15 protein-coding genes and 1 pseudogene are annotated in these 20,099 nt (G+C 39.1%); 9 read left to right on the top strand and 7 right to left on the bottom strand.

Annotated features, from left to right (window positions below):
• Nucleotides 1-195: 195 nt before the first annotated feature.
• From ACQKMH_RS24080 to ACQKMH_RS24070, 3 genes are read right to left on the bottom strand one after another with little or no spacing between them, the layout of a single operon-like run.
• Complete coding sequence (locus ACQKMH_RS24080; protein ID WP_427589868.1) at nucleotides 196-2,055, bottom strand: ABC transporter ATP-binding protein; 1,860 nt, start codon at nucleotides 2,053-2,055, stop codon at nucleotides 196-198.
• The gene (locus ACQKMH_RS24075) at nucleotides 2,052-3,776 is read right to left on the bottom strand and encodes an ABC transporter ATP-binding protein (protein WP_427589867.1); all 1,725 of its coding nucleotides are present in this window, start codon (nucleotides 3,774-3,776) and stop codon (nucleotides 2,052-2,054) included. Before ACQKMH_RS24075 ends, ACQKMH_RS24080 begins: the two co-directional genes overlap by 4 nt.
• The gene (locus tag ACQKMH_RS24070; protein ID WP_427589866.1) at nucleotides 3,773-4,255 is read right to left on the bottom strand and encodes a MarR family winged helix-turn-helix transcriptional regulator; all 483 of its coding nucleotides are present in this window, start codon (nucleotides 4,253-4,255) and stop codon (nucleotides 3,773-3,775) included. The genes ACQKMH_RS24075 and ACQKMH_RS24070 overlap by 4 nt, the downstream gene beginning before the upstream one ends.
• Nucleotides 4,256-4,709: 454 nt before the next feature.
• Here ACQKMH_RS24070 and ACQKMH_RS24065 point away from each other — a divergent pair, with 454 nt between their 5' ends.
• The 6 genes from ACQKMH_RS24065 to ACQKMH_RS24040 all read left to right on the top strand — a co-directional run bounded on the left by ACQKMH_RS24065 (nucleotide 4,710) and on the right by ACQKMH_RS24040 (nucleotide 10,989).
• On the top strand, nucleotides 4,710-5,705 hold the full coding sequence (locus ACQKMH_RS24065; RefSeq protein ID WP_427589865.1) for a thiamine pyrophosphate-dependent dehydrogenase E1 component subunit alpha: 996 nt from the start codon (nucleotides 4,710-4,712) through the stop codon (nucleotides 5,703-5,705).
• Nucleotides 5,706-5,717: 12 nt separating this feature from the next.
• Nucleotides 5,718-6,701 carry an alpha-ketoacid dehydrogenase subunit beta gene (locus ACQKMH_RS24060; protein WP_427589864.1) on the top strand — a complete coding sequence of 328 codons (984 nt, stop codon included), beginning with the start codon at nucleotides 5,718-5,720 and terminating at the stop codon, nucleotides 6,699-6,701.
• A gap of 25 nt (nucleotides 6,702-6,726) precedes the next feature.
• Nucleotides 6,727-7,980: a dihydrolipoamide acetyltransferase family protein gene (locus tag ACQKMH_RS24055; RefSeq protein WP_427589863.1), complete on the top strand. Its 1,254-nt coding sequence runs from the start codon at nucleotides 6,727-6,729 to the stop codon at nucleotides 7,978-7,980.
• Nucleotides 7,981-8,024: 44 nt separating this feature from the next.
• Complete coding sequence (locus ACQKMH_RS24050; protein ID WP_427589862.1) at nucleotides 8,025-8,894, top strand: aminoglycoside 6-adenylyltransferase; 870 nt, start codon at nucleotides 8,025-8,027, stop codon at nucleotides 8,892-8,894.
• Nucleotides 8,895-9,307: 413 nt separating this feature from the next.
• Nucleotides 9,308-10,285, top strand: a complete 978-nt coding sequence (locus tag ACQKMH_RS24045) for a ring-cleaving dioxygenase (RefSeq protein WP_427589861.1) — start codon at nucleotides 9,308-9,310, stop codon at nucleotides 10,283-10,285.
• Between the two features lie 104 nt (nucleotides 10,286-10,389).
• On the top strand, nucleotides 10,390-10,989 hold the full coding sequence (locus ACQKMH_RS24040; RefSeq protein ID WP_427589962.1) for a nitroreductase family protein: 600 nt from the start codon (nucleotides 10,390-10,392) through the stop codon (nucleotides 10,987-10,989).
• 70 nt (nucleotides 10,990-11,059) lie between these two features.
• Here ACQKMH_RS24040 and ACQKMH_RS24035 read toward each other — a convergent pair.
• A pseudogene (locus ACQKMH_RS24035) lies at nucleotides 11,060-11,237 on the bottom strand (IS3 family transposase); the annotation flags it as partial.
• Between the two features lie 588 nt (nucleotides 11,238-11,825).
• On the opposite strand from ACQKMH_RS24035, the gene ACQKMH_RS24030 reads away from it, so the two are divergent.
• Nucleotides 11,826-12,497 carry a VC0807 family protein gene (locus ACQKMH_RS24030; protein WP_427589860.1) on the top strand — a complete coding sequence of 224 codons (672 nt, stop codon included), beginning with the start codon at nucleotides 11,826-11,828 and terminating at the stop codon, nucleotides 12,495-12,497.
• Nucleotides 12,498-13,362: 865 nt separating this feature from the next.
• On the opposite strand, the gene ACQKMH_RS24025 is transcribed toward ACQKMH_RS24030, so the two are convergent.
• From ACQKMH_RS24025 to ACQKMH_RS24015, 3 genes are all read right to left on the bottom strand, one after another.
• Nucleotides 13,363-13,920 carry an MFS transporter gene (locus ACQKMH_RS24025; protein WP_427589859.1) on the bottom strand — a complete coding sequence of 186 codons (558 nt, stop codon included), beginning with the start codon at nucleotides 13,918-13,920 and terminating at the stop codon, nucleotides 13,363-13,365.
• Complete coding sequence (locus tag ACQKMH_RS24020; protein ID WP_427589858.1) at nucleotides 13,917-15,347, bottom strand: FAD-binding protein; 1,431 nt, start codon at nucleotides 15,345-15,347, stop codon at nucleotides 13,917-13,919. Before ACQKMH_RS24020 ends, ACQKMH_RS24025 begins: the two co-directional genes overlap by 4 nt.
• A 135-nt stretch (nucleotides 15,348-15,482) precedes the next feature.
• Nucleotides 15,483-16,088 (bottom strand): TetR/AcrR family transcriptional regulator, encoded by a 606-nt coding sequence (locus ACQKMH_RS24015; RefSeq protein WP_427589857.1) that lies wholly within the window; start codon nucleotides 16,086-16,088, stop codon nucleotides 15,483-15,485.
• Between the two features lie 574 nt (nucleotides 16,089-16,662).
• On the opposite strand from ACQKMH_RS24015, the gene ACQKMH_RS24010 reads away from it, so the two are divergent.
• Together ACQKMH_RS24010 and ACQKMH_RS24005 are read left to right on the top strand one after the other, a co-directional pair.
• Nucleotides 16,663-17,985 carry an MFS transporter gene (locus tag ACQKMH_RS24010; protein WP_427589856.1) on the top strand — a complete coding sequence of 441 codons (1,323 nt, stop codon included), beginning with the start codon at nucleotides 16,663-16,665 and terminating at the stop codon, nucleotides 17,983-17,985.
• A 307-nt stretch (nucleotides 17,986-18,292) separates the two neighbouring features.
• Nucleotides 18,293-19,762: a helix-turn-helix transcriptional regulator gene (locus ACQKMH_RS24005; protein WP_427589855.1), complete on the top strand. Its 1,470-nt coding sequence runs from the start codon at nucleotides 18,293-18,295 to the stop codon at nucleotides 19,760-19,762.
• The last annotated feature ends 337 nt before the right edge of the window (nucleotides 19,763-20,099 follow it).

Raw genomic sequence — 20,099 nt, 5'->3', positions numbered from 1 at the left:
CTTCAAGACGTCAGAAAAAATATTGAGGTAGATTGGGAATTTGTGAAAAAGGTTAATAATAGAGGGTATTGATACTGTTTATAACTTATCCGCTTCATGGATGACCGAAGCATTGGTTAAAATGCTTAAGCTGGTAGTGGAAATACATATATAAAAAGAGGCTCGATTTCAGTTTGAAATTGAGCCTCTTTCTTATTATCCTGCTACACTTTCAGAAAACTGGCTATTGTAAAGGTCTGCGTAGAAACCAGATGCCTCTAAAAGTTGTGAATGTGTTCCTTGTTCAATTACTTTCCCTTGATCCATAACAAGAATCAAATCAGCATCTTTAATGGTAGAAAGACGATGGGCAATAACAAAACTGGTTCGTCCTTCCATCAGCCGGTTCATCGCCTTTTGGATAAAGACTTCTGTCCGAGTGTCCACACTTGATGTCGCTTCATCCAATATCATGATTGGTGGATCTGCAAGCACAGCTCGAGCGATTGTCAAAAGCTGCTTTTGTCCTTGTGAGATGTTTGAAGCTTCTTCGTTTAAAACTGTCTCATATCCATCTGGCAGTGTTCGAATGAAATGATCGGCATGTGCCATGCGAGCAGCTGTAAAAATCTCTTCATCTGTTGCTCCATTTTTTCCATAAGCGATATTGTCCTTGATGGTACCATTAAAGAGCCAGGTATCTTGAAGCACCATCCCAAAGTTCCTACGAAGATCACTCCGGGACATATTCCGTGTATCAAGACCATCGATCTTGATCTTTCCGCCATTGAGTTCATAAAATCTCATCAAAAGATTTATCATAGTCGTTTTTCCAGCACCGGTCGGTCCTACAATTGCGACCGTCTGTCCAGGCAATACATCGATGTTCATATCTTTAATTAACAAGTCGTCACCATACCCAAAGTCTACATGTTCAAAAGTGACAGCACCATTTGCTCTATTTAAATTAACTGTGGTTTTTTCTTTTATTTCCTCTTCTTCATCAAGTAGCTCAAAAACACGCTCAGCTGCTGCAACAGTAGACTGAATAATGTTTGCGATGTTTGCCGTTTGGGTGATCGGCTGGGTGAACTGCTTTGAATATGTGATGAATGCTTGAATATCACCAATTGAGATGGAACGTTGCGTTACCAATATTCCGCCGACAACGCTGATGAGGACATAGCTCAAATTTCCGATAAAAAACATCATGGGCATGATAATACCAGATATAAACTGTGCCTTGCGTCCCGCTTTATATAATTCTTCATTAACCTTAGTAAACTGGGCACTTGCCTTTTTTTCATGTCCAAATGCTTTAACGACTTGATGACCAGTATACATCTCTTCAATGTGCCCATTCAATTCTCCGAGTGTACGCTGTTGATCGGCAAAATGTTTTTGGGATCTTTTTAAAATGGGCCGGATTGCAAATATTGACAAAGGTAAGCTCACAATGGATATTAGTGTCAATAGTGGGCTGATTGAAAGCATCATAATGATAATACCCAATATTGTTACAATGGATGTGATAAACTGGGTTAAGCTTTGTTGAAGGGTGCTCCCGATTGTATCAATATCATTCGTCATTCTGCTTAGTGTTTCTCCGTTTGGACGGCCTTCAAAATATTTAAGGGGAAGTTTCTCAAGCTTTTTATTAACATCTTCCCGTAAATCATATACCGTATCTTGGGCAACACTGGACATAATGTATTGTTGTACATAGTTGAAAAGGCTGCTTAAGACATACAGGCCAGCAAGTAGTAGAAGGATCTGGCCAATTTTATCAAAGTTAATAGCAGCTCCCGGTATTCCTTGGAATTTACCGTAAGCCCCTTCGAATAATTCCGTAATCGCCGTTCCCATGATTTTTGGTCCGACAATCATGAAAATCGTACTCATGATGGCAGCGAAGAACACGGCAATCAATTTGTTGCGCCGCGGTTTTAAATAGGCCAAGAGACGTCTTAGTGTTCCTTTAAAATCCTTTGCTTTTTGACCCATCATCATCATGTTACCGCCACCAGGACCGTGCCCCATCTGACCGCCGCTTTGAGGTTTTTTTCGATTACTCATGCAATTTCCTCCTCTGAGAGCTGTGATAAGGCGATTTCACGATATACGTCGTTTGTGCTAAGCAACTCTTGGTGTGTACCAATGCCTACAATGTGGCCTTCGTCTAAAACGATGATTCGGTCAGCGTCCACGACTGTACTAACACGCTGTGCGACGAGTAATACGGTCGCATTCTTCGTTTCATCTTTCAAAGCTGCACGAAGGTTGGCATCTGTCTTGAAATCAAGAGCAGAAAAGCTATCATCGAATATATAAATGTCCGGTTTTCGAATGAGTGCCCGTGCAATCGAGAGCCGTTGTTTTTGGCCACCTGAAAGGTTTGATCCGCCTTGTTCGATTTCTGCATCATAGCCGTCTTTCAATTGACTTATAAAATCTTCTGCCTGCGCAATACGGGCCGCATGCTCAATTTCCTCCTGGGATGCAGTTTGTTTTCCAAAGCGAATGTTGTCAGCAATGGTACCCGTAAAGAGTATGGCTTTTTGTGGCACAAAGCCAATTTTAGAACGAACTTCATCTTGTGAGGCATTACGAATATCAACACCATTGACGCGAATGGATCCACTTGAAATATCATAAAAGCGGGGGATCAAATTTACGAGCGTTGATTTCCCTGAGCCTGTTCCCCCGATGATTGCGGTGGTTTCACCAGGTCTTGCAGAAAAACTAATATCCGATAAGGCAGGTTCCTCTGCTCCTGGGTAACTGAACGTCACATGTTCAAATTCAAGGGTACCTTGGTCACGATCTGCCTTTTCCGTTCCTTCATCTAGGAATGAAGGTTCCATATCAAGGACTTCGTTGATCCGAGTCGCCGACACGGCCGCACGTGGAACCATCACGAACATCATGGATGCCATGACGAGAGCGAACATAATTTGCATCACGTATTGGATAAAGGCCATTAAGTCCCCAATCTGCATACCGCCGTTATCAATCCGAACTCCACCAAACCAAATGACACCAACAACCGTCAAGTTCATGACAAGCATCATTATAGGCATCATAAATGCCATGATTTTATTGACTTTTATCGAGACATCTGTCAAATCTTTATTCGCTTTCTTAAGACGTTCCTTTTCTTGGGTTTCACGATTAAAGGCACGAACTACGCGAATCCCAGTTAAATTTTCTCGTAATACAAGGTTCAAACGGTCCAAACGTTTTTGGACCAACTGAAAAAGAGGGACACCCTTATATAGAATGAGCAGGATCGAACCAATCAACACAGGCATTGTGACGACAATGACAAGTGATAATTTGGCATCCTTCGAAACGGCCATAATCACTCCGCCTATTAACATAATGGGTGCACTGATAACCATACGCAGCATCATAATAACCACTTGCTGGACTTGTGTTATATCATTGGTCGTTCGTGTAATGAGAGAAGCGGTACCGACTTTGTCAAATTCTTGTAATGAAAATTTTTCAACATGATTAAAGACTTTTAAGCGGATATCGCGTCCCATTCCCATTGCGGCTTTGGAAGAAAAGTAACTTGCGATAATGGAAGCACATGCGCCAAGTGCTGAAACTAACAGCATTAATCCACCGATTTTCCAGATGTAGGGAGTGTCTCCAGGGACGACACCTTTGTCAATAATATCGGCCATTAGTGTCGGTAAAAATAGGTCGGACATCGATTGGATAAAGACGAGTCCGAAAACTGCTAAAATAATCCATTTATAAACGGATAAATTTTTCAGTATTTTTATCATTTTGAACACTCTCCTTGTTCTGTTGCTTGTGCTTCTAAAAAGTTTGTAATTTGAAGGTGTGTTTCAATCAATCCTTCAAATTGTTCTTCAGTAAGCATTTCAATGACCGCTTGAAAGGATTGGTGAATGCTGCCTTCATGCAAATGAATCGTTTTCAATAGATTATTTCCCTTTTCGGTGATGGTCAGCTGAATCTCACGACGGTTGCCCTCCACTGGCTCACGATGGAGCAGGCCTGCACGAACAAGACCATCGACCGATTGGCTCAGTGTGCTTTTTGGAAGAAATGTTTTCTCCCCAACATTTTTTTGCGTCATCTCTTTGTAAAGGATAATGGTCATCAAAATAGAATATTGCGGAACTGATAATCCGTATTCTACTGCTGTTTTTTGAACGATCCGCATGATATTTTTCTGCACGTACCAAAATGAACGTAAAAGTTGTGCGGAACGCATTAATTTTTGATTTTCAGTCTCCAAAGGACATCACATTCTTTCTTTTTTGAACTGTTCCAAAATGAACAGTTATTTTTTTGAATCATTAAAATTTACAACTATTTTCCCACATAGTCAAGCAAAAAAATAATTTAAACAGTTCGATTTATATTTGCCTTTGGTCCTTGCATAAAAAAGTGTAAAATCCAGCACAGGAAAGGAAGTAAATAGATAAGAAGATTCTAGATGCTCGTTATTTTTCTTTATTGTTAAGTAAAGGTTCTAACAGATAAAGAGCTTTCATGTCATGCTCTTATTTCGAATAGTCAGAAAAACGATCTTGTTAACATCGTTAAATAGTTGTAAAAGTGATAGAAAAAGTGTTAGGATAAAATTGCGATAAATTAGTACCAGGTAATAACAGCAGATAGTATAGTTAATTGATAAGTTTTAAATGGTTTTATATCGAAATTAGAATACCTAAGGAGGATGATGACGTATGGTAGAAAACCGTCATCTACAGGCAGGCCTAAGTGATGAAAAAGTGCTTGAGATGTATAAAGTGATGTTGTTGGCAAGACGTATAGATGAACGTATGTGGTTGTTGAACAGATCTGGGAAAATTCCGTTTGTCGTTTCTTGTCAAGGTCAGGAAGCTGCTCAAGTGGGGGCTGCGTTTGCATTAAATCGTGAAAGGGATTACGTTCTTCCTTATTATCGGGATCTTGGGGTAGTGCTTGCGTTTGGGATGACCGCTAGAGATTTAATGTTATCCAGCTTTGCAAAAGCAGAAGATCCGAATTCAGGGGGACGGCAAATGCCTGGGCATTTTGGGCAAAAAAAGAATCGTATCGTGACGGGTTCTTCGCCAGTTACCACTCAAGTGCCACATGCTGTGGGGATTGCACTAGCAGCAAAAATGGAAGGAAAAGATATCGTTTCATTCGTTACATTTGGAGAGGGATCATCGAACCAAGGTGATTTCCATGAAGGGGCGAATTTTGCAGGTGTTCATAAACTTCCAGTTATCTTGATGTGCGAGAATAATCAGTATGCCATTTCCGTCCCGATTGAAAAACAGTTGGCTTGTGGGAAAGTGTCGGACCGGGCCATTGGTTACGGCATGCCAGGGGTAACTGTTGATGGAAATGATCCGATTGAAGTATACCGAGTGGTCAAGGAAGCGGCTGAGAGAGGAAGGCGTGGTGAAGGACCAAGCTTAATTGAAACGGTTTCATATAGGCTGACACCTCACTCAAGCGATGATGATGATAGTCAATACAGGTCCCCTGAGGAAGTATCGGAGGCAAAGAAAATCGATTCGATCATTACATTTGGTGCCTATTTAAAAGCAACGGGGGTCATGGATGATCAATTGGAAAAACAAATGAATGAGGAAATAATGAACATAGTGAATGAAGCGACGGATTATGCGGAAAACGCTCCATATCCAAATGAAGACACGCTCGCAAAATATGTTTATGCAGGTAAGTAAGGAGGAAAGAAGATGGCAGTGATATCTTATATAGATGCCGTGATAATGGCAATACGTGAAGAAATGGAACGTGATTCCCGTGTATTTGTATTAGGTGAGGACGTAGGAAAGAAGGGCGGGGTTTTTAAAGCGACATCAGGGCTGTACGAACAATTTGGGGAGCAACGTGTCATTGACACTCCACTTGCTGAATCGGCAATTGCCGGGGTTGGCATAGGAGCGGCCATGTATGGAATGAGGCCGATTGCGGAGATGCAATTTGCTGATTTCATCATGCCTGCAATTAACCAAATCATTTCAGAAGCTGCAAAAATCCGTTATCGCTCCAATAATGATTGGCAATGTCCGATCGTGATTAGGGCGCCATACGGTGGGGGTGTTCATGGGGCGCTATATCATTCACAGTCCGTTGAAGCCATTTTTGCCAATCAACCGGGACTGAAAATAGTCATGCCTTCCACGCCCTATGATGTGAAAGGGTTGTTGAAAGCAGCCATCCGTGATGAGGACCCAGTACTTTTCTTTGAGCATAAACGTGCCTATCGCCTGATTAAAGAAGAAGTGCCGAATGATGATTATGTTTTACCCATTGGTAAAGCGGATGTTAAGCGTAACGGTGAGGATGTTACAGTGATTACTTACGGACTTTGTGTCCATTTTGCACTTCAAGCAGCGGAAAAGCTGGCCAGTGATGGCATTTCTGTTCATATCCTTGATCTACGAACGGTTTATCCACTAGACCAAGAGGCCATCATTGAAGCAGCATCGAAAACTGGAAAAGTGCTATTGATTACTGAAGATAATAAGGAAGGAAGCATCATAAGTGAAGTATCGGCGATTATTGCAGAAAACTGCCTCTTCGATTTGGATGCTCCAATCATGAGACTGGCAGGACCAGATGTTCCAGCGATGCCATACTCCCCATCATTGGAAAAATCCTTCATGGTGAATCCTGAAAAAGTGGAAAAGGCACTGCGTGACCTAGCTGCCTATTAATCGAGCGGCATGGAGGGAAGGACCCTTGAAAATAGAAGATATGAAAATGCCCCAGCTGGGGGAAAGTGTAACGGAAGGAACGATTTTAAAGTGGCTCATTAAGCCTGGGGACCATGTGAATAAATACGATCCAATTGCAGAAGTGATGACGGATAAGGTGTCAGCAGAAATTCCCTCATCCTTCACAGGACGGATCTTAAAAATAGTTGCAAGGGAAAATGAAACAATTCTCGTTGATGAAGTGATTTGTACGATTGAAGCAGAGGGCGGTAGTGAAAAAAATGAAACCGGTGACCAACATTCAACAGAAAATGAGAAAATGTTAGAAACAGTTACTAACCCTGAACCGATTAAACCAAGGTACTCACCAGCCGTTTTGAAAATTTCCCAGGAAAATGGGATTGATTTATCGAGTGTCAAAGGGTCTGGGAGAGCTGGAAGAATAACCCGGAAAGATTTAGTCAAACTCCTAGAAGGAAGAATGGATACGTATGACGCGAATTCTGTCCCTTCAGTTACTGCTTTTTACGAGACTAATGAAAAGCTGAGCTCACATTTTGAAAAATCAATCACTTCAGTTGGCGATCTAGAGATTCCAATTACGGGCATGAGAAAAAAAATTGCTGCCAATATGGTGAAAAGTAAAACCGAAATCCCTCATGCTTGGATGATGGTCGAAGTCGATGCAACGGAGCTTGTTAAGCTTCGTGATTCATTAAAAGCTGAATTCAAACAAAAAGAAGGCTATAATTTAACTTACTTTTCTTTTTTCATCAAAGCCATTTCTCAAGCAATAACGGAATTCCCGGAAATGAACTCGATGTGGGCTGATGATAAAATCATAGAAAAGAAAGATATCAATATTTCAATTGCCATTGCTTCTAGTAACGCTTTATTTGTTCCCGTGATCAAGCAGGTGGATGAAAAATCAATTAAGGGAATAGCAAGGGATATCCATGAACTAGCCCTGAAAGCGCGAACGGGTAAATTGAAGCCTGAAGAAATGCAGGATGGTACATTTACGATTAATAACATAGGTGCCTTCGGGTCCATTCAGTCAATGGGGATTATCAATCATCCACAGGCAGCCATCCTTCAAGTTGAGTCAATCGTCAAACGTCCCGTAATCATTGATGATATGATTGCCGTAAGGAATATGGTAAATCTCTGTTTATCGATCGACCATCGGGTCCTTGATGGGTTGGTTTGCGGTAAATTTTTGGCCAGAATAAAAGAAATCATTGAAACGTCCTTTCAAGAGGGTACAAACATATATTGAGACATCATGCAAGGCCGGTTCCATTTACGGGAGGTATATGTTGAATGCGAACAGAAGAAGAGATGTTTTCATTAATATTACATATCGCAGAAAATGATGACCGGATTCGAGCCGTTGGAATGAATGGGTCACGGACGAATTCAAATGTCCAAAAGGATGTGTTTCAAGATTATGATATCGTGTATCTTGTTACGGATTTGAAGTCTTTTCTGCAGACCCCTGATTGGATAGATGACTTCGGTAAACGGATCATCATGCAAAAGCCAGAAGACAGTCATTTGTTCCCACAAGAATTAGGAGGACGTTTCTCTTATTTGATGCAGTTTACTGACGGAAACCGAATTGATTTACAATTAGTCCCTTTAAGTGAAAAGGATAGATATTGTAAAGAGGATAAGCTAACGATCATTTTAATGGACAAAGATTCGTGCCTTCCTTCCATTCCCTCTCCGTCTGATGAGGATCACTGGGTGAAAAAGCCTACAGTTGAATTTTTTGATGATTGTTGCAATGAATACTGGTGGATTTCCACGTATGTAGCAAAGGGCTTATGGAGAAAGGAAATTCTTTACGCACAGGAGCATCTTACTCATATACGGTCGATGCACATTCAAATGCTGGAATGGAAGGTGGGCATTGATACGGATTTTTCAGTAAGTGCAGGTAAGTCAGGTAAATACCTTGAGAAATTTTTATCGGAAAAGAGCTGGGAGCAATTACTTGCCACCTATGCAGATGGAAGCATTGATGGTATATGGAATGCATTATTTGCAATGTGTGATCATTTTGACCGTACTGCCGCATATGTGGGTAAACATTTGAATTATGATTATCCTTATCAAAATGATCGGCGTGTGTATAGTTACCTGAAACATATCCAGGACCTACCCGCAAATGCGACTGAAATTTATTAACTTCTTGGCTGTGTGTGTAACAAGGAAACGGTGATTCTTGGGGTATGGATACCGAGATTCTCTTAAAAACAATAAGAAAACATGCACCTTTTACAATCCTAAAACAAAATAGGAATGTTGACAAAGGTGTTTTATTTGTGTAAAATTACTTTTAAATTGAGATATATTAATTCGAGGTAAAGTGGATTCCATTTCATGCTCTTGAACATTTCTTAATCATTGACAGCAATTGTTATCCATGGTAAATTACCTTTAATTAAAGATATATTAATTCGAGATAATGTTGCTCCTTGAAAAAATCTTTATATGTTTACCTTTCATGAATAGGCTACTCATATTGAAGGGAAAATGTAGGGAATTAATTTTAAAAGCTAACAAACAAAAATTTGAATCGTTTAGAGGAGGAATAATGAATGAATGGATTAAAAGGAATACACCATGTAACGGCCATAACTAGCAGCGCAGAAAAAAATTATGAATTCTTCACTTATATATTAGGTATGCGTTTAGTCAAGAAAACAGTGAACCAAGATGATATCCAAACTTATCACCTATTTTTTGCAGATGATGTTGGCGGTCCAGGCACGGACATGACTTTCTTCGACTTTCCTGGCATTCCAAAAGGAGTACATGGAACAAATGAGATTTCAAAAACATCTTTCCGTGTACCGAATGATGCCGCATTAGAATATTGGGTTAAACGTTTTGACCGTTTAGAAGTGGAGAACACAGGAATTCAGAAACAATTTGGTAAAAAGGTCATTTCTTTTGTTGATTTTGATGATCAGCAATATCAATTGATATCCGATGAAAACAATGAAGGGGTAGCAGCCGGAATCCCTTGGCAAAACGGACCGATTCCTCTGGAATACGCCATAACAGGATTAGGACCCATTTTCATTCGTATCGCAAACTTCGATTATTTTAAAGAAATGATGGAAAAAGTTCTATTGTTCAAAGAAATAGACAATGAAGGATCATTCCATCTATTTGAAGTAGGTGAGGGTGGGAATGGAGCCCAGGTGATTGTCGAACATAATTCGGACCTTCCTCAGGCGCGTCAAGGTTTTGGTACTGTTCACCATACAGCATTCCGTGTAGAAGACCGTTCCGTTTTAGAAGAATGGATCAAACGAATGGAAAGCTTCCAATTTCATACGTCTGGCTATGTTGATCGTCACTTTTTTGAGTCACTTTACGTACGAGTGGCGCCACAAATTTTATTCGAGTTTGCCACGGATGGTCCTGGATTTATGAGGGATGAGCCGTATGAAACACTTGGAGAAAAGTTATCTTTACCACCTTTCTTAGAACCGAAAAGAGATCAAATTGAAAAAATGGTTCGTCCCATTGATACAGTAAGAAGTACCAAAGAATTAGTTAAAGAATAACTGGAAAACGATTAGTGAATGATATATAGGTTAATGCCCATACTAAAACAGGTAGAAATAAAAAATGGTTTGATATATATCCAGATATACAGGAGGAACGAATGATGACAAAAGATTTTTACACCGCTATTAAAGAGAGACGTTCATATTATGGAATCAATAAAGAGATACAAGTATCCGATGAGAAAATTAAGGAAATTGTTGAATTTGCCGTAAAGCATACGCCATCGGCTTTTAATTCACAATCTTCCCGCCTTATTGTATTAACAGGCGCAGCACATGATAAATTATGGGACATTACGACGCAAGCCTTAAAAAAAGCAGTTGGTGAGAGAGATTTCACAGGCACTCAACAAAAAATGGATTCCTTTAAAGCTGGATATGGGACAGTATTATTCTTTGAAGATGAATCTGTTGTGAAATCACTGCAAGAACAATTTGCCACATATGCCGATAATTTTCCAATCTGGTCCCAACAAACATCCGGTATGCACCAATTAGTTGTTTGGACTGCGCTCGAAGGAGAAGGATTAGGAGCGACCTTGCAGCATTATAACCCTCTAATTGATGATGAGGTGAAAAAAGAATGGGATGTTCCATCTAATTGGAAATTAATTGCCCAAATGCCATTTGGACAACCAACAGCCCCAGCAGGTGAGAAAGAATTCCAACCACTTGAGGATCGTATTAAATTTTATAAATGAGTTGAAATGATAAAGAGTCTTAAAAGAGCCAAGCTTGAAGTGAACCCAAAAAGTTAGACACTTCATTTAATTAGGCAGCCTTGAGGGCATGAACCCGGTAATCTACCGGGCTCATGCCTTTTAATTTTAGCTTGATTCATCGATGATTGTAGTAACGGATATATTCTTCTGGAAAAATCTTGAAGATAGAGTAATTCGGATTTTAATAAGTCAAAGAAGTTTTCGATGACCGGATTGTCGAGACAATTTGAAGGTATGTCTTTCAAATCCTTCGGAGTTGGATTCGGTACGAGAAATTTTTAACTCTATATTTGAGATAATCAAAAGGCACTAAGATTTTGTAGTGGTCCTGTGATGAAAATATTACACAAGATAATTGGCTTAGTTCAAAAGCAAACTAACTTTAATTTAATACATAAAATTAAGTGATTATATAATATGTAATAGAATATTTTGATTACCAATCGGAATATTATTTGCAGCATCAACAAGACATACAGTTAAAATTACAAATAAATTGTAGAATCCATTAAAAGCATAGTTGTAAAATGTAAATCGTATGAACCAACAGGTTATAGCTGAAGATCGGAGCTGTCTTAAGGCAGCTTTAGTCAACTAGCGGGGCAGGTTAGTTCTACATTCTTTCCACCTTTTATAATGTTAAATTAATAATGTTAAATTAATGGAAGAAATAACGGAGTATTACTATTGCAAAATTATTGATGAACAAGAAAACAAGAAAAAAATGGTAAAATAATATTTACAGAACGACAAAGACACTGTCAGTATATAAATAATGAATGAGATAAGTGAGGGGAAATTTGGGAGGGGTAAAAATGGAATTATCAGGAAAAGTAAAGTTGGTTAAATCGATTGCATTCAGCATCATAATGAACGGAATTATGCCGCTGGTGGTTTATAATCTCTTATTAACACATTTCTCCAGTTTTACTTCTTTGTTATTCGCAACAATTATCCCTTTGGCGGATAATCTGTATCATTTTATGATACACCGAAAGGCCGATGCGTTTGGTTTGTTTATGCTGACTGGGTTCGTCCTTAGTCTTTCGGCCTTTTTATTTGGTGGAAGTGAAAAGTGGATTTTAATGAGAGAATCAATGGTTACCGGATTTTTGGGGCTTATTTTTATCGGTTCTTTATTGTTCAACAAACCGTTAATTTATCACTTCGGCATTCGCTTTAGTGAGAGTGGGGAAAATAACAAGAAGGGTAAATTTGAACAGAATTGGGATGTAGCGTATTTTCGTTTTGTTGTCAGGTTGATGACCACTGTGTGGGGAATCGCTTTGGTCGGGGAAGCAGTTGTTAAAATGCTCTTGTTGCTCCGCTTGTCAGTAGCATCCTTTTTGGCTGTATCACCAGTTGTTTTCTATTCGATTCTAGGGGCGACCATTGCCTGGACAGTTTTATACCGTCGGCATGCAAAAACAAAAATGGATGACATCCTGCCACCAGATAGGAAGAATGGAGAATTCAACAATTTATGATAATCCGGGAATTCAGCGGATGATAAAAACAAAAGATAAATCAAGTTGGAAAAAGTCTGCCGAAGTATCGGGAGCACCAGTATGTCAAACTTTTTTAAAAAAAACGGAAGAAGATTTCCATCAGAAATGTCCCAGGGAAAATGCTGTGATTCCCACATTGACATACACTACAACGCGAGGCCGTATATTTCCTATGGATTGCAGGTTACTTAAATATTGACTGCTGCAGAAGATGAAAAGATTGAATGGCCTGATGTTTTTCAACTGCTCAAAACCCTCACTAAAAGGAATTAATTTGAGGTGAATCTATGGGAATTATACCGATTGGAAAATGGAATTTTAGCTGATTAACTTCTTGTACTGGAATGTAACGAAAGTATTGCGGAAGAAGGGAAAGTATAATAGTGACAAACAAAATATTATATATCCAGGAATACACCACGCTAGAATATATATACAAAAAGGTATGGTTTGTAGCTAAGGAAAACATTAGAAGGTTGCTGGCATAAGCGAACGATGCAAAGGAATCTCGCGTAGCTCAAACGATTTAAAAACGGATTTTGAATCTTTAGATTCCGAAATGATGACGGTGAACCCTATTTCTATAGAAGTATCATGTTGAAAATTGAAGTAAATAAAGTGAAAGAGACATGAGGAAGCGACCTAAAAGAACGATTTTAGCTACGGTAAAGGATGATGCATTGCATGGTATGGCTGGATTTGAAAGACTTTTAAAAGAAGCTGGCAACTAGTTTGCTGTTTTTTCGTTCTAGTGTATCTTGACTTCAAGATTGATATATTAAAAGAAGCATCAGCTTTGGGTGAAAGCAGATGCTTCTTTGCAAAAAAGAAAAAGGTGTTTAAATTATTCATCGAGGGAAAGCGTTGTGGTTTTCCCCATCTTCATCATAATAAAACCACTCCAGGCAAACATGAGGGATGCAAGATAAAAAATGCTTCCGATCGTTAAAAAATCCACTAAATATCCAGTTGCTATAACGGCCGCTGCTGCACCAATGGATGTCCAAACATGGTAATTTCCAATTTCCTTCCCCGCCGTCGTTTTCGTAACATATCTTGCAAGAGCTGTTTTTTCAGTGTTTTTTTGCATAGCGCCAAGAATCCCCATTACAATCTGCAAGAGATAGACATGCCAGATTTCATATGCGAGAGGAAAAGCAAGAAGGATTAGAGCCATTCCCCATGAATAAATAAGGAGAAATACTTTGTCACCTGCTCTGTCCGTTAATTTTCCGATTAAAGGATAACTTAGTGCTGCTGTAAGTGAGAATATTCCATATGCCCAGCCAAATTGCGAATAGCTGGTACCTACATTTTTAATTAGCAAAATATAAAATGGGAAAATCATGCTGGCAGCCATTCCTACAGTGCCTTGGTAAACAATGAAACGTTTATAATTCATGGATGATACTCCTCATAGAAAAGATTCATGAAGCGATTATCGGGATCATATTTCTTTTTTAATTGAAAGAAGTCCTCAGTACGCGGATAGGCTTCATATAATTGCCTCTTAGTGGGATAACCATAATAGGGCAAATAGTAGCTGCCGTTATGGTTAAGCGTCACATCAATCATGTTCCGGATGACCCTGCCCGAAGTTTCCTTGTTCTCCCTATCAGTTCCTTGATTGATGAGCATAACAAGAGCGAACATATCTTCCTTGGCATAAGACATCATGGATTCATCATTTTGCTCCACATAACGAATGGTAATGTTTAATAAATTAAAATCCTTTTCGTCAGATAAAGTTTTTCTTAGATCATCGATATAATCAGCAAATTGATCGATCGGAACGAAATATTCTTGAAGTACTTCCGTTTTAGAGGGATTGCTGTAATCCATAAAGGCTGAGTCCGACCGCATCGCATTATTCCTGGAAATCAAATGGTCATTTATATTGGCGCTATAGGTCTCTTGAGTTTCCCAAAACCTCTCTTTACCCCAGTCATTATAACGCGATAGACCAAGAAATAATTTAGGCACGGCAATGATCGTTTCACGTTTGAGAGTGTCATAGTTTGATAATTGTGCTTGGTCATTTGCCCTATAATAATCCGTTACATACATTTCGTCTAAATAGGAGCCGGGAGCAACGGATATTCTTGCTAGATGCATCTTTACATCATCGTTTTCCAAAACCTCTTTTTTAAAATACGACGTATATTCATCATAATGGAGTGATTTAGTTTTGATTTTATAAAGTTCGTCATCGGTAAGCTGGAGAGTCACATCAAGTATTACGCCAAATAGACCATATCCGCCGATGACCGAAGAGAAGAGCTCCGAATTTTCTTTGCGGCTAACTGTAAGGATTTGTCCTTTCGCATTAAGCAATCTAAATGATTCCACGGTTTCTATCAAGGCATGGTGACGGATATCGCGGCCATGAACATTAACGCTCAAAGAACCGCCTATTGTAAAAATATTTTGAGATTGGCTCACTTTCAATGCAAGTCCATAGGGGTTGATATATTCTTGCAAATCAGCCCAGGTTGCCCCGCTTTGAACGGTGATGCGTTTACCTTTTACATCTAAATCGAGGACTTTATCATAACGCTTCATATCGAGCAGGATTCCATTTGGATATAATGTCTGTCCACCTTGGCTGTGCTGCATTCCGCCGATGGAGATGGGATCATCGTTTTCGTTTGCTTCTAAAATGATTCTTTTGATTGCTTCCTCATTATCTTCTGCTTGTATCGCTTTCATTTTAACCGGCATCAGCCGGCTGATATCTTCTGCAATAGGATGGTCAAGTTTGAAATGAAAAGCCTGTAGTGATAAACCGAATAATATAGCATATAGGATGACAAAGAAAAATCGTTTCATGATAAATAGTTTTCGGCTCCTCTATTAATTTGTCTGACACTCTATTCCAATAGTAAAAACAATAATGGAGTCACCCTCACTGCACAGTGGGAGTCGACGAACATTCAATGAACTTTCCATTTATACAGGAGTGTATTAGGACTTCATTTTCAAGCCATTAATGATTGTTTCGGTTAGTGGCATGGATAATGATTCCAGTGTTCGTTCGGAGTTGTTTAATCCCCAATGATAGATGATTCCCATCAGGCTTTGTGTGATAAGAGTAGAAATTTCATCAACGGTTTGGTCTGATCTAATCCCGTTTTGTTCTTTTGCCTCTTCAATTAAGAACCGAATAATTTTGAATAGTGAGCGATTTGAATTTAAAAAGTATGTATGTTCTTTTGAATCCAATGCGGAACTATATATGACTTTCATTAAATCTTTGCCCATTTCTTCTTCTAGAAAACGCATCAATTTACGAATGAAAATAGCTAATTTATCAAAGGCGGCCATATCAATTGGAAACGATTGATAGACTTTTTGATAATAATCATCAACTTCTTTGAACCTCACTAAGAAGATGTCTGATTTCGCAGAAAAGTGTTGGTAAAATGACCCCTTTGATGTACCGCTTTTTTTTACGATTTCATCTACTGTAACTTTATCATAACCTTTTTCACTAAAAAGCTTTAATGCTATTTTTAAAATTTTTTCACGAGTTTTTTCTCCCCTAAGTTGCTTTTTTCTAGGTTCAATCATTCAAAAAAACCTCCAGGTAATAATTGACAGAATATTCACGCATGGTTTACTATCAGACTACAGTCTAGTTAGAAAGTTAATGGTCTTTTCAATCTAACCTAGATTATCAGTATAGACAACGATTTGGCTGCAATCACCTTCTTAGCTCCTCCCACTGCTCTATTCACAATTATAAACGCTTCCACATTAAATTCCTTATTCGCTCCACTAAGAACGCCTGAATGAATCAAAAAACTTACCTGTTCGTGGTGTTTGTTATCAAAAGTTTCTATCTAATCGGTTAATAGGATGTTTGAAAAGGAATATCCCTTTTAAAAGCCTTGATGAAATGATGCCGTTTAAAATGTTGTGACATTTGCTGCTTAATCTCCGACACTGATAAAAATGCTAGTGAAACAGTAAACGCAAATGGAGGGGAGGTGGTTCTAGGCTTTTTTATGGTCCCATTAAACTTAGTAAATGACTTTATGAAATCCAGGTTGTAAAGAATCGCAAAAAAGAAATGAAAAGGATTAGCGGACAGCGTATTTGTTTAATGCAGTAAATAGTAGCTTGCTTGAAAAGGGAGGAAATAATGATGAATCGATCTATTGGTGAAATAGAGAAGAGGACGATCAGTAAAACGATGAAACGCATTCTTCCATTTATCTTGATTCTATATATTATCGCTTACTTGGATAGGGTTAATTTAGGCTATGCAGCTTTACAAATGAATGCAGAATTAGCCTTATCAGCTGAAGTATTTGGGCTGCTTTCTGGTATTTTCTTTATAGGTTATTTCTTTTTTGAAGTTCCAAGCAACATGATCATGCATAAAGTTGGGGCTCGGATATGGATTGCCCGAATCATGATTTCATGGGGAATCGTGGTTATATTAACCGGTTTTGCGCAAACGACGATGCATTTATATATGCTCCGTTTTTTATTAGGTGTCGCTGAAGCTGGATTTTTCCCCGGGATCATTTTGTATTTAACTTATTGGTTTCGAGCCCGTGAAAGAGGACGGGCAACAGCCGTATTACTTCTAGCATTACCGGTTGGTGGATTAATTGGAGCTCCTGTTTCGACTTGGATTCTTGATAATATATCCTGGTTCGATATGGCAGGGTGGAGATGGATGTTCATCTTGGAAGGAATTCCAGCGATTATGATTGGAATTGTGGTTGTTTTTTATTTAACTAATAGACCAACTAATGCAAAGTGGTTAACAAAGGAAGAAAGCGATTGGCTAGAAACTGAATTGAGTGCTGAAAGACAAGTAAGCTCGAAAATAAATAAAGTTACCAAGCTTGATATGCTGAAGGACTCGAAGATTTGGAAGCTGGCTCTATTTTATTTCGCAGGATACACAGCAATCTATGGATTGTCTTTTTGGATGCCCACCATCATAAAATCATTATCGGAAAATGCAACATCCAATTTAGAAATAGGCTGGTTAGCAATGATACCTTCGTTAGTTGGTATACCTGCGATTATTTTTGTTGGCTGGAATTCAGATCGGACGAATGCACACAAATCACATTTACTCGTTTGCCTCATGATAGCCGTGATCGGGTTTATCGGATGCGGCTTCTCAAATAGTGTCTTTATGATGGTGCTAATGTTAACGATTACATCTTTCGGGTTGTATGGGTTTACTGGATGCTTTTTTGCCTATATGACATTTTTCTTCACTGAGTCCACGGCACCTGTTGGCATAGCACTAGTTAATTCATTTGCCGCTTTAGGTGGTTTTGTAGGACCGATGATACTTGGAACTGTTGCATTTACGCAAGGTATGTTTATTTTATCTGGATTACTCGTGATAGGTGTCATCACTCTATTATCATTAAAATTAACTAGTTCTTCAGGTGAAAACATCGTCAAGGAGGTTGAAGCCCATATTAATCAATTATAATATCATTTTTAATGGTGCCATATAAGGACTATAAATAGAAACATCACTGGAAGCGTAAATTTTTCTCTGGTGTTTCTATTTATATTTTCATATAGTTATATCGTACATAAAGTAAAAATGGAATGGTTTTTAATCGAGGGACTTCTTATTTAGAAAAAATACCGTTTGAACATGTCAAAATAGTTAATCCTATCGCTGGATTTTCTGGACATGGCTTGTCCGAAGCTTTCGCTTTCGAATAAAATGGAGGAAAGACAGTACTAATATTTGTTCGAAAATGGAATGCAGCAAGAGATGGGGTGATGATGTGGAAATTCATTTGGTGGCAAAAGATGAGATAGAAGCTCAAGGAATTCGTTGGATAGTGGAGTCCCACCTTACGGGAGTCAAACTGATCTTGTGGAAAACAATTGAGGAATTTGAAAAGGATATGAGTAATCAGCAACCGGAATTCGTCATTTTGGATATGGATATATGGACGAATGAAAGTGAAGCGATGGGTGCTTCGTTAAAGCGGAGGGGAATCCGATGGTTAGGCATCTCATCTGAGCGAATCTTTCAAACCGCTTATCGGGCCTTGCGTTTTCGTGCCGAAGATGTGCTATTCCGTCCTTTTTCTTCAGCGGATTTGGTAAAACATATTCAACAATTGCGTTTTCGATTGAGAAATGGACAGGGGTTTCACTCAACAAACACAATAGGTGAGGAGAATACATTGGATATCGGTTATCCCGATTTCTTCTTGACCGAGCGGAGGCATGATATTCGGATAACCATGGTGGCCTTTTTGACACCTGATAATAAGACCCTTCCTTTGGTTTATGATGAACTGCAAGGATATTCTTTTACTGGGAAAAACCAAATATTCGCTTTATCGGATTTTATTCTATGCGTCCAGGAAACAAAGGAGGTTGAGGTATATAAAGAAGAATACCAAGCGTTCCTTGCTCAATGGAAAGAAAAAATGGATGAGCCTCTTGCCATCATTATCAAAGTGGGAGCTTCAGGTGAGTCATTAAAAAGGATATACCAGCAAACTCGTGAATTCACGAGGCAAATCTTTTTCGATGGTTATGATATCATTTTAGCGGAAAGCCAACAAACGTCCCATCAAGAGATGGATCCATTCCTCACACCTCTTGAACAAAGGCTTTGGATAGAAATGCTCGAAAGGCGTGATGCGAAAGCCATCAGGAACTGGATCGAACGCGAATTTCTTACTTTTCAACAACCATATCCTGACCCGGAAATAGTTCGTATCCGTCTTACAAGTGTACTTGCGCAAATCCGAAGGCATATGAAATCGTACAACTTGCAACATGCTTCTCTAGAAGCCATATACTATGACGTCTTTCAGCAAATCGTGCATAAACCAGTCATTCATCAAATCGTTAAAGAGCTGCATTCGTTTACCACTCATTTGCTTCTTCAGGATCATGAACAATTACAAGAAGGAGCACGCACTCTTAGCGAAAAAGCAAGGGAACTGATTGAGTCCAACTATTGGGATGCCCAGTGGAATTTATCGACATGCGCTGATGTTCTGCGGATCAATAAAAGTACTCTCAGCCGACGTTTTGCAGCTGAATCCGGCGAGTCATTTCGCCAAACACTTCATCAAGTTCGAATTAGAGAGGCTAAACGACTATTAAAAGAAACGGATTTATCATTGGAAGAAATCGCGCAACTAGCAGGTTATTCTCATCAAACTTATTTTAATGCCAAATTCAAACTGCTTGAAGCCTGTACTCCATCAGCTTATCGGTCTGGATTATAAAAAAAACTGTAGACAAACTCGATAATCATGAGTTTGTCTACAGTTTTTTTTAGGTTTTTAAAATATGACCGTTGATTTCCACTTCAGGCACCCGCTTTCCGCGGGCGGTCCGCCCTCGGCGCTGCTTGCACCTGCGGGGCCCTCCCTTGGACGCGTATTCCCGCAGGAGTCTCGAACAACCCTTCCAATTAACTTTGTTTTGAAATGTAGATCGTTCGTAAGGAAACACGGGACCTATCAAAGACACATTCAAGAAGAAACAAATCAAGATCGTAAAACAGTGGAAAGAAGCCTTTTTCCACCAGATAAATGTATCAAGAAAGAAACCAAGAGGTTA

This window comes from Peribacillus sp. NPDC097895 (assembly GCF_050277555.1).
Classification (GTDB): domain Bacteria; phylum Bacillota; class Bacilli; order Bacillales; family DSM-1321; genus Peribacillus.
This window is presented reverse-complemented; position numbering and strand designations above follow the sequence as displayed.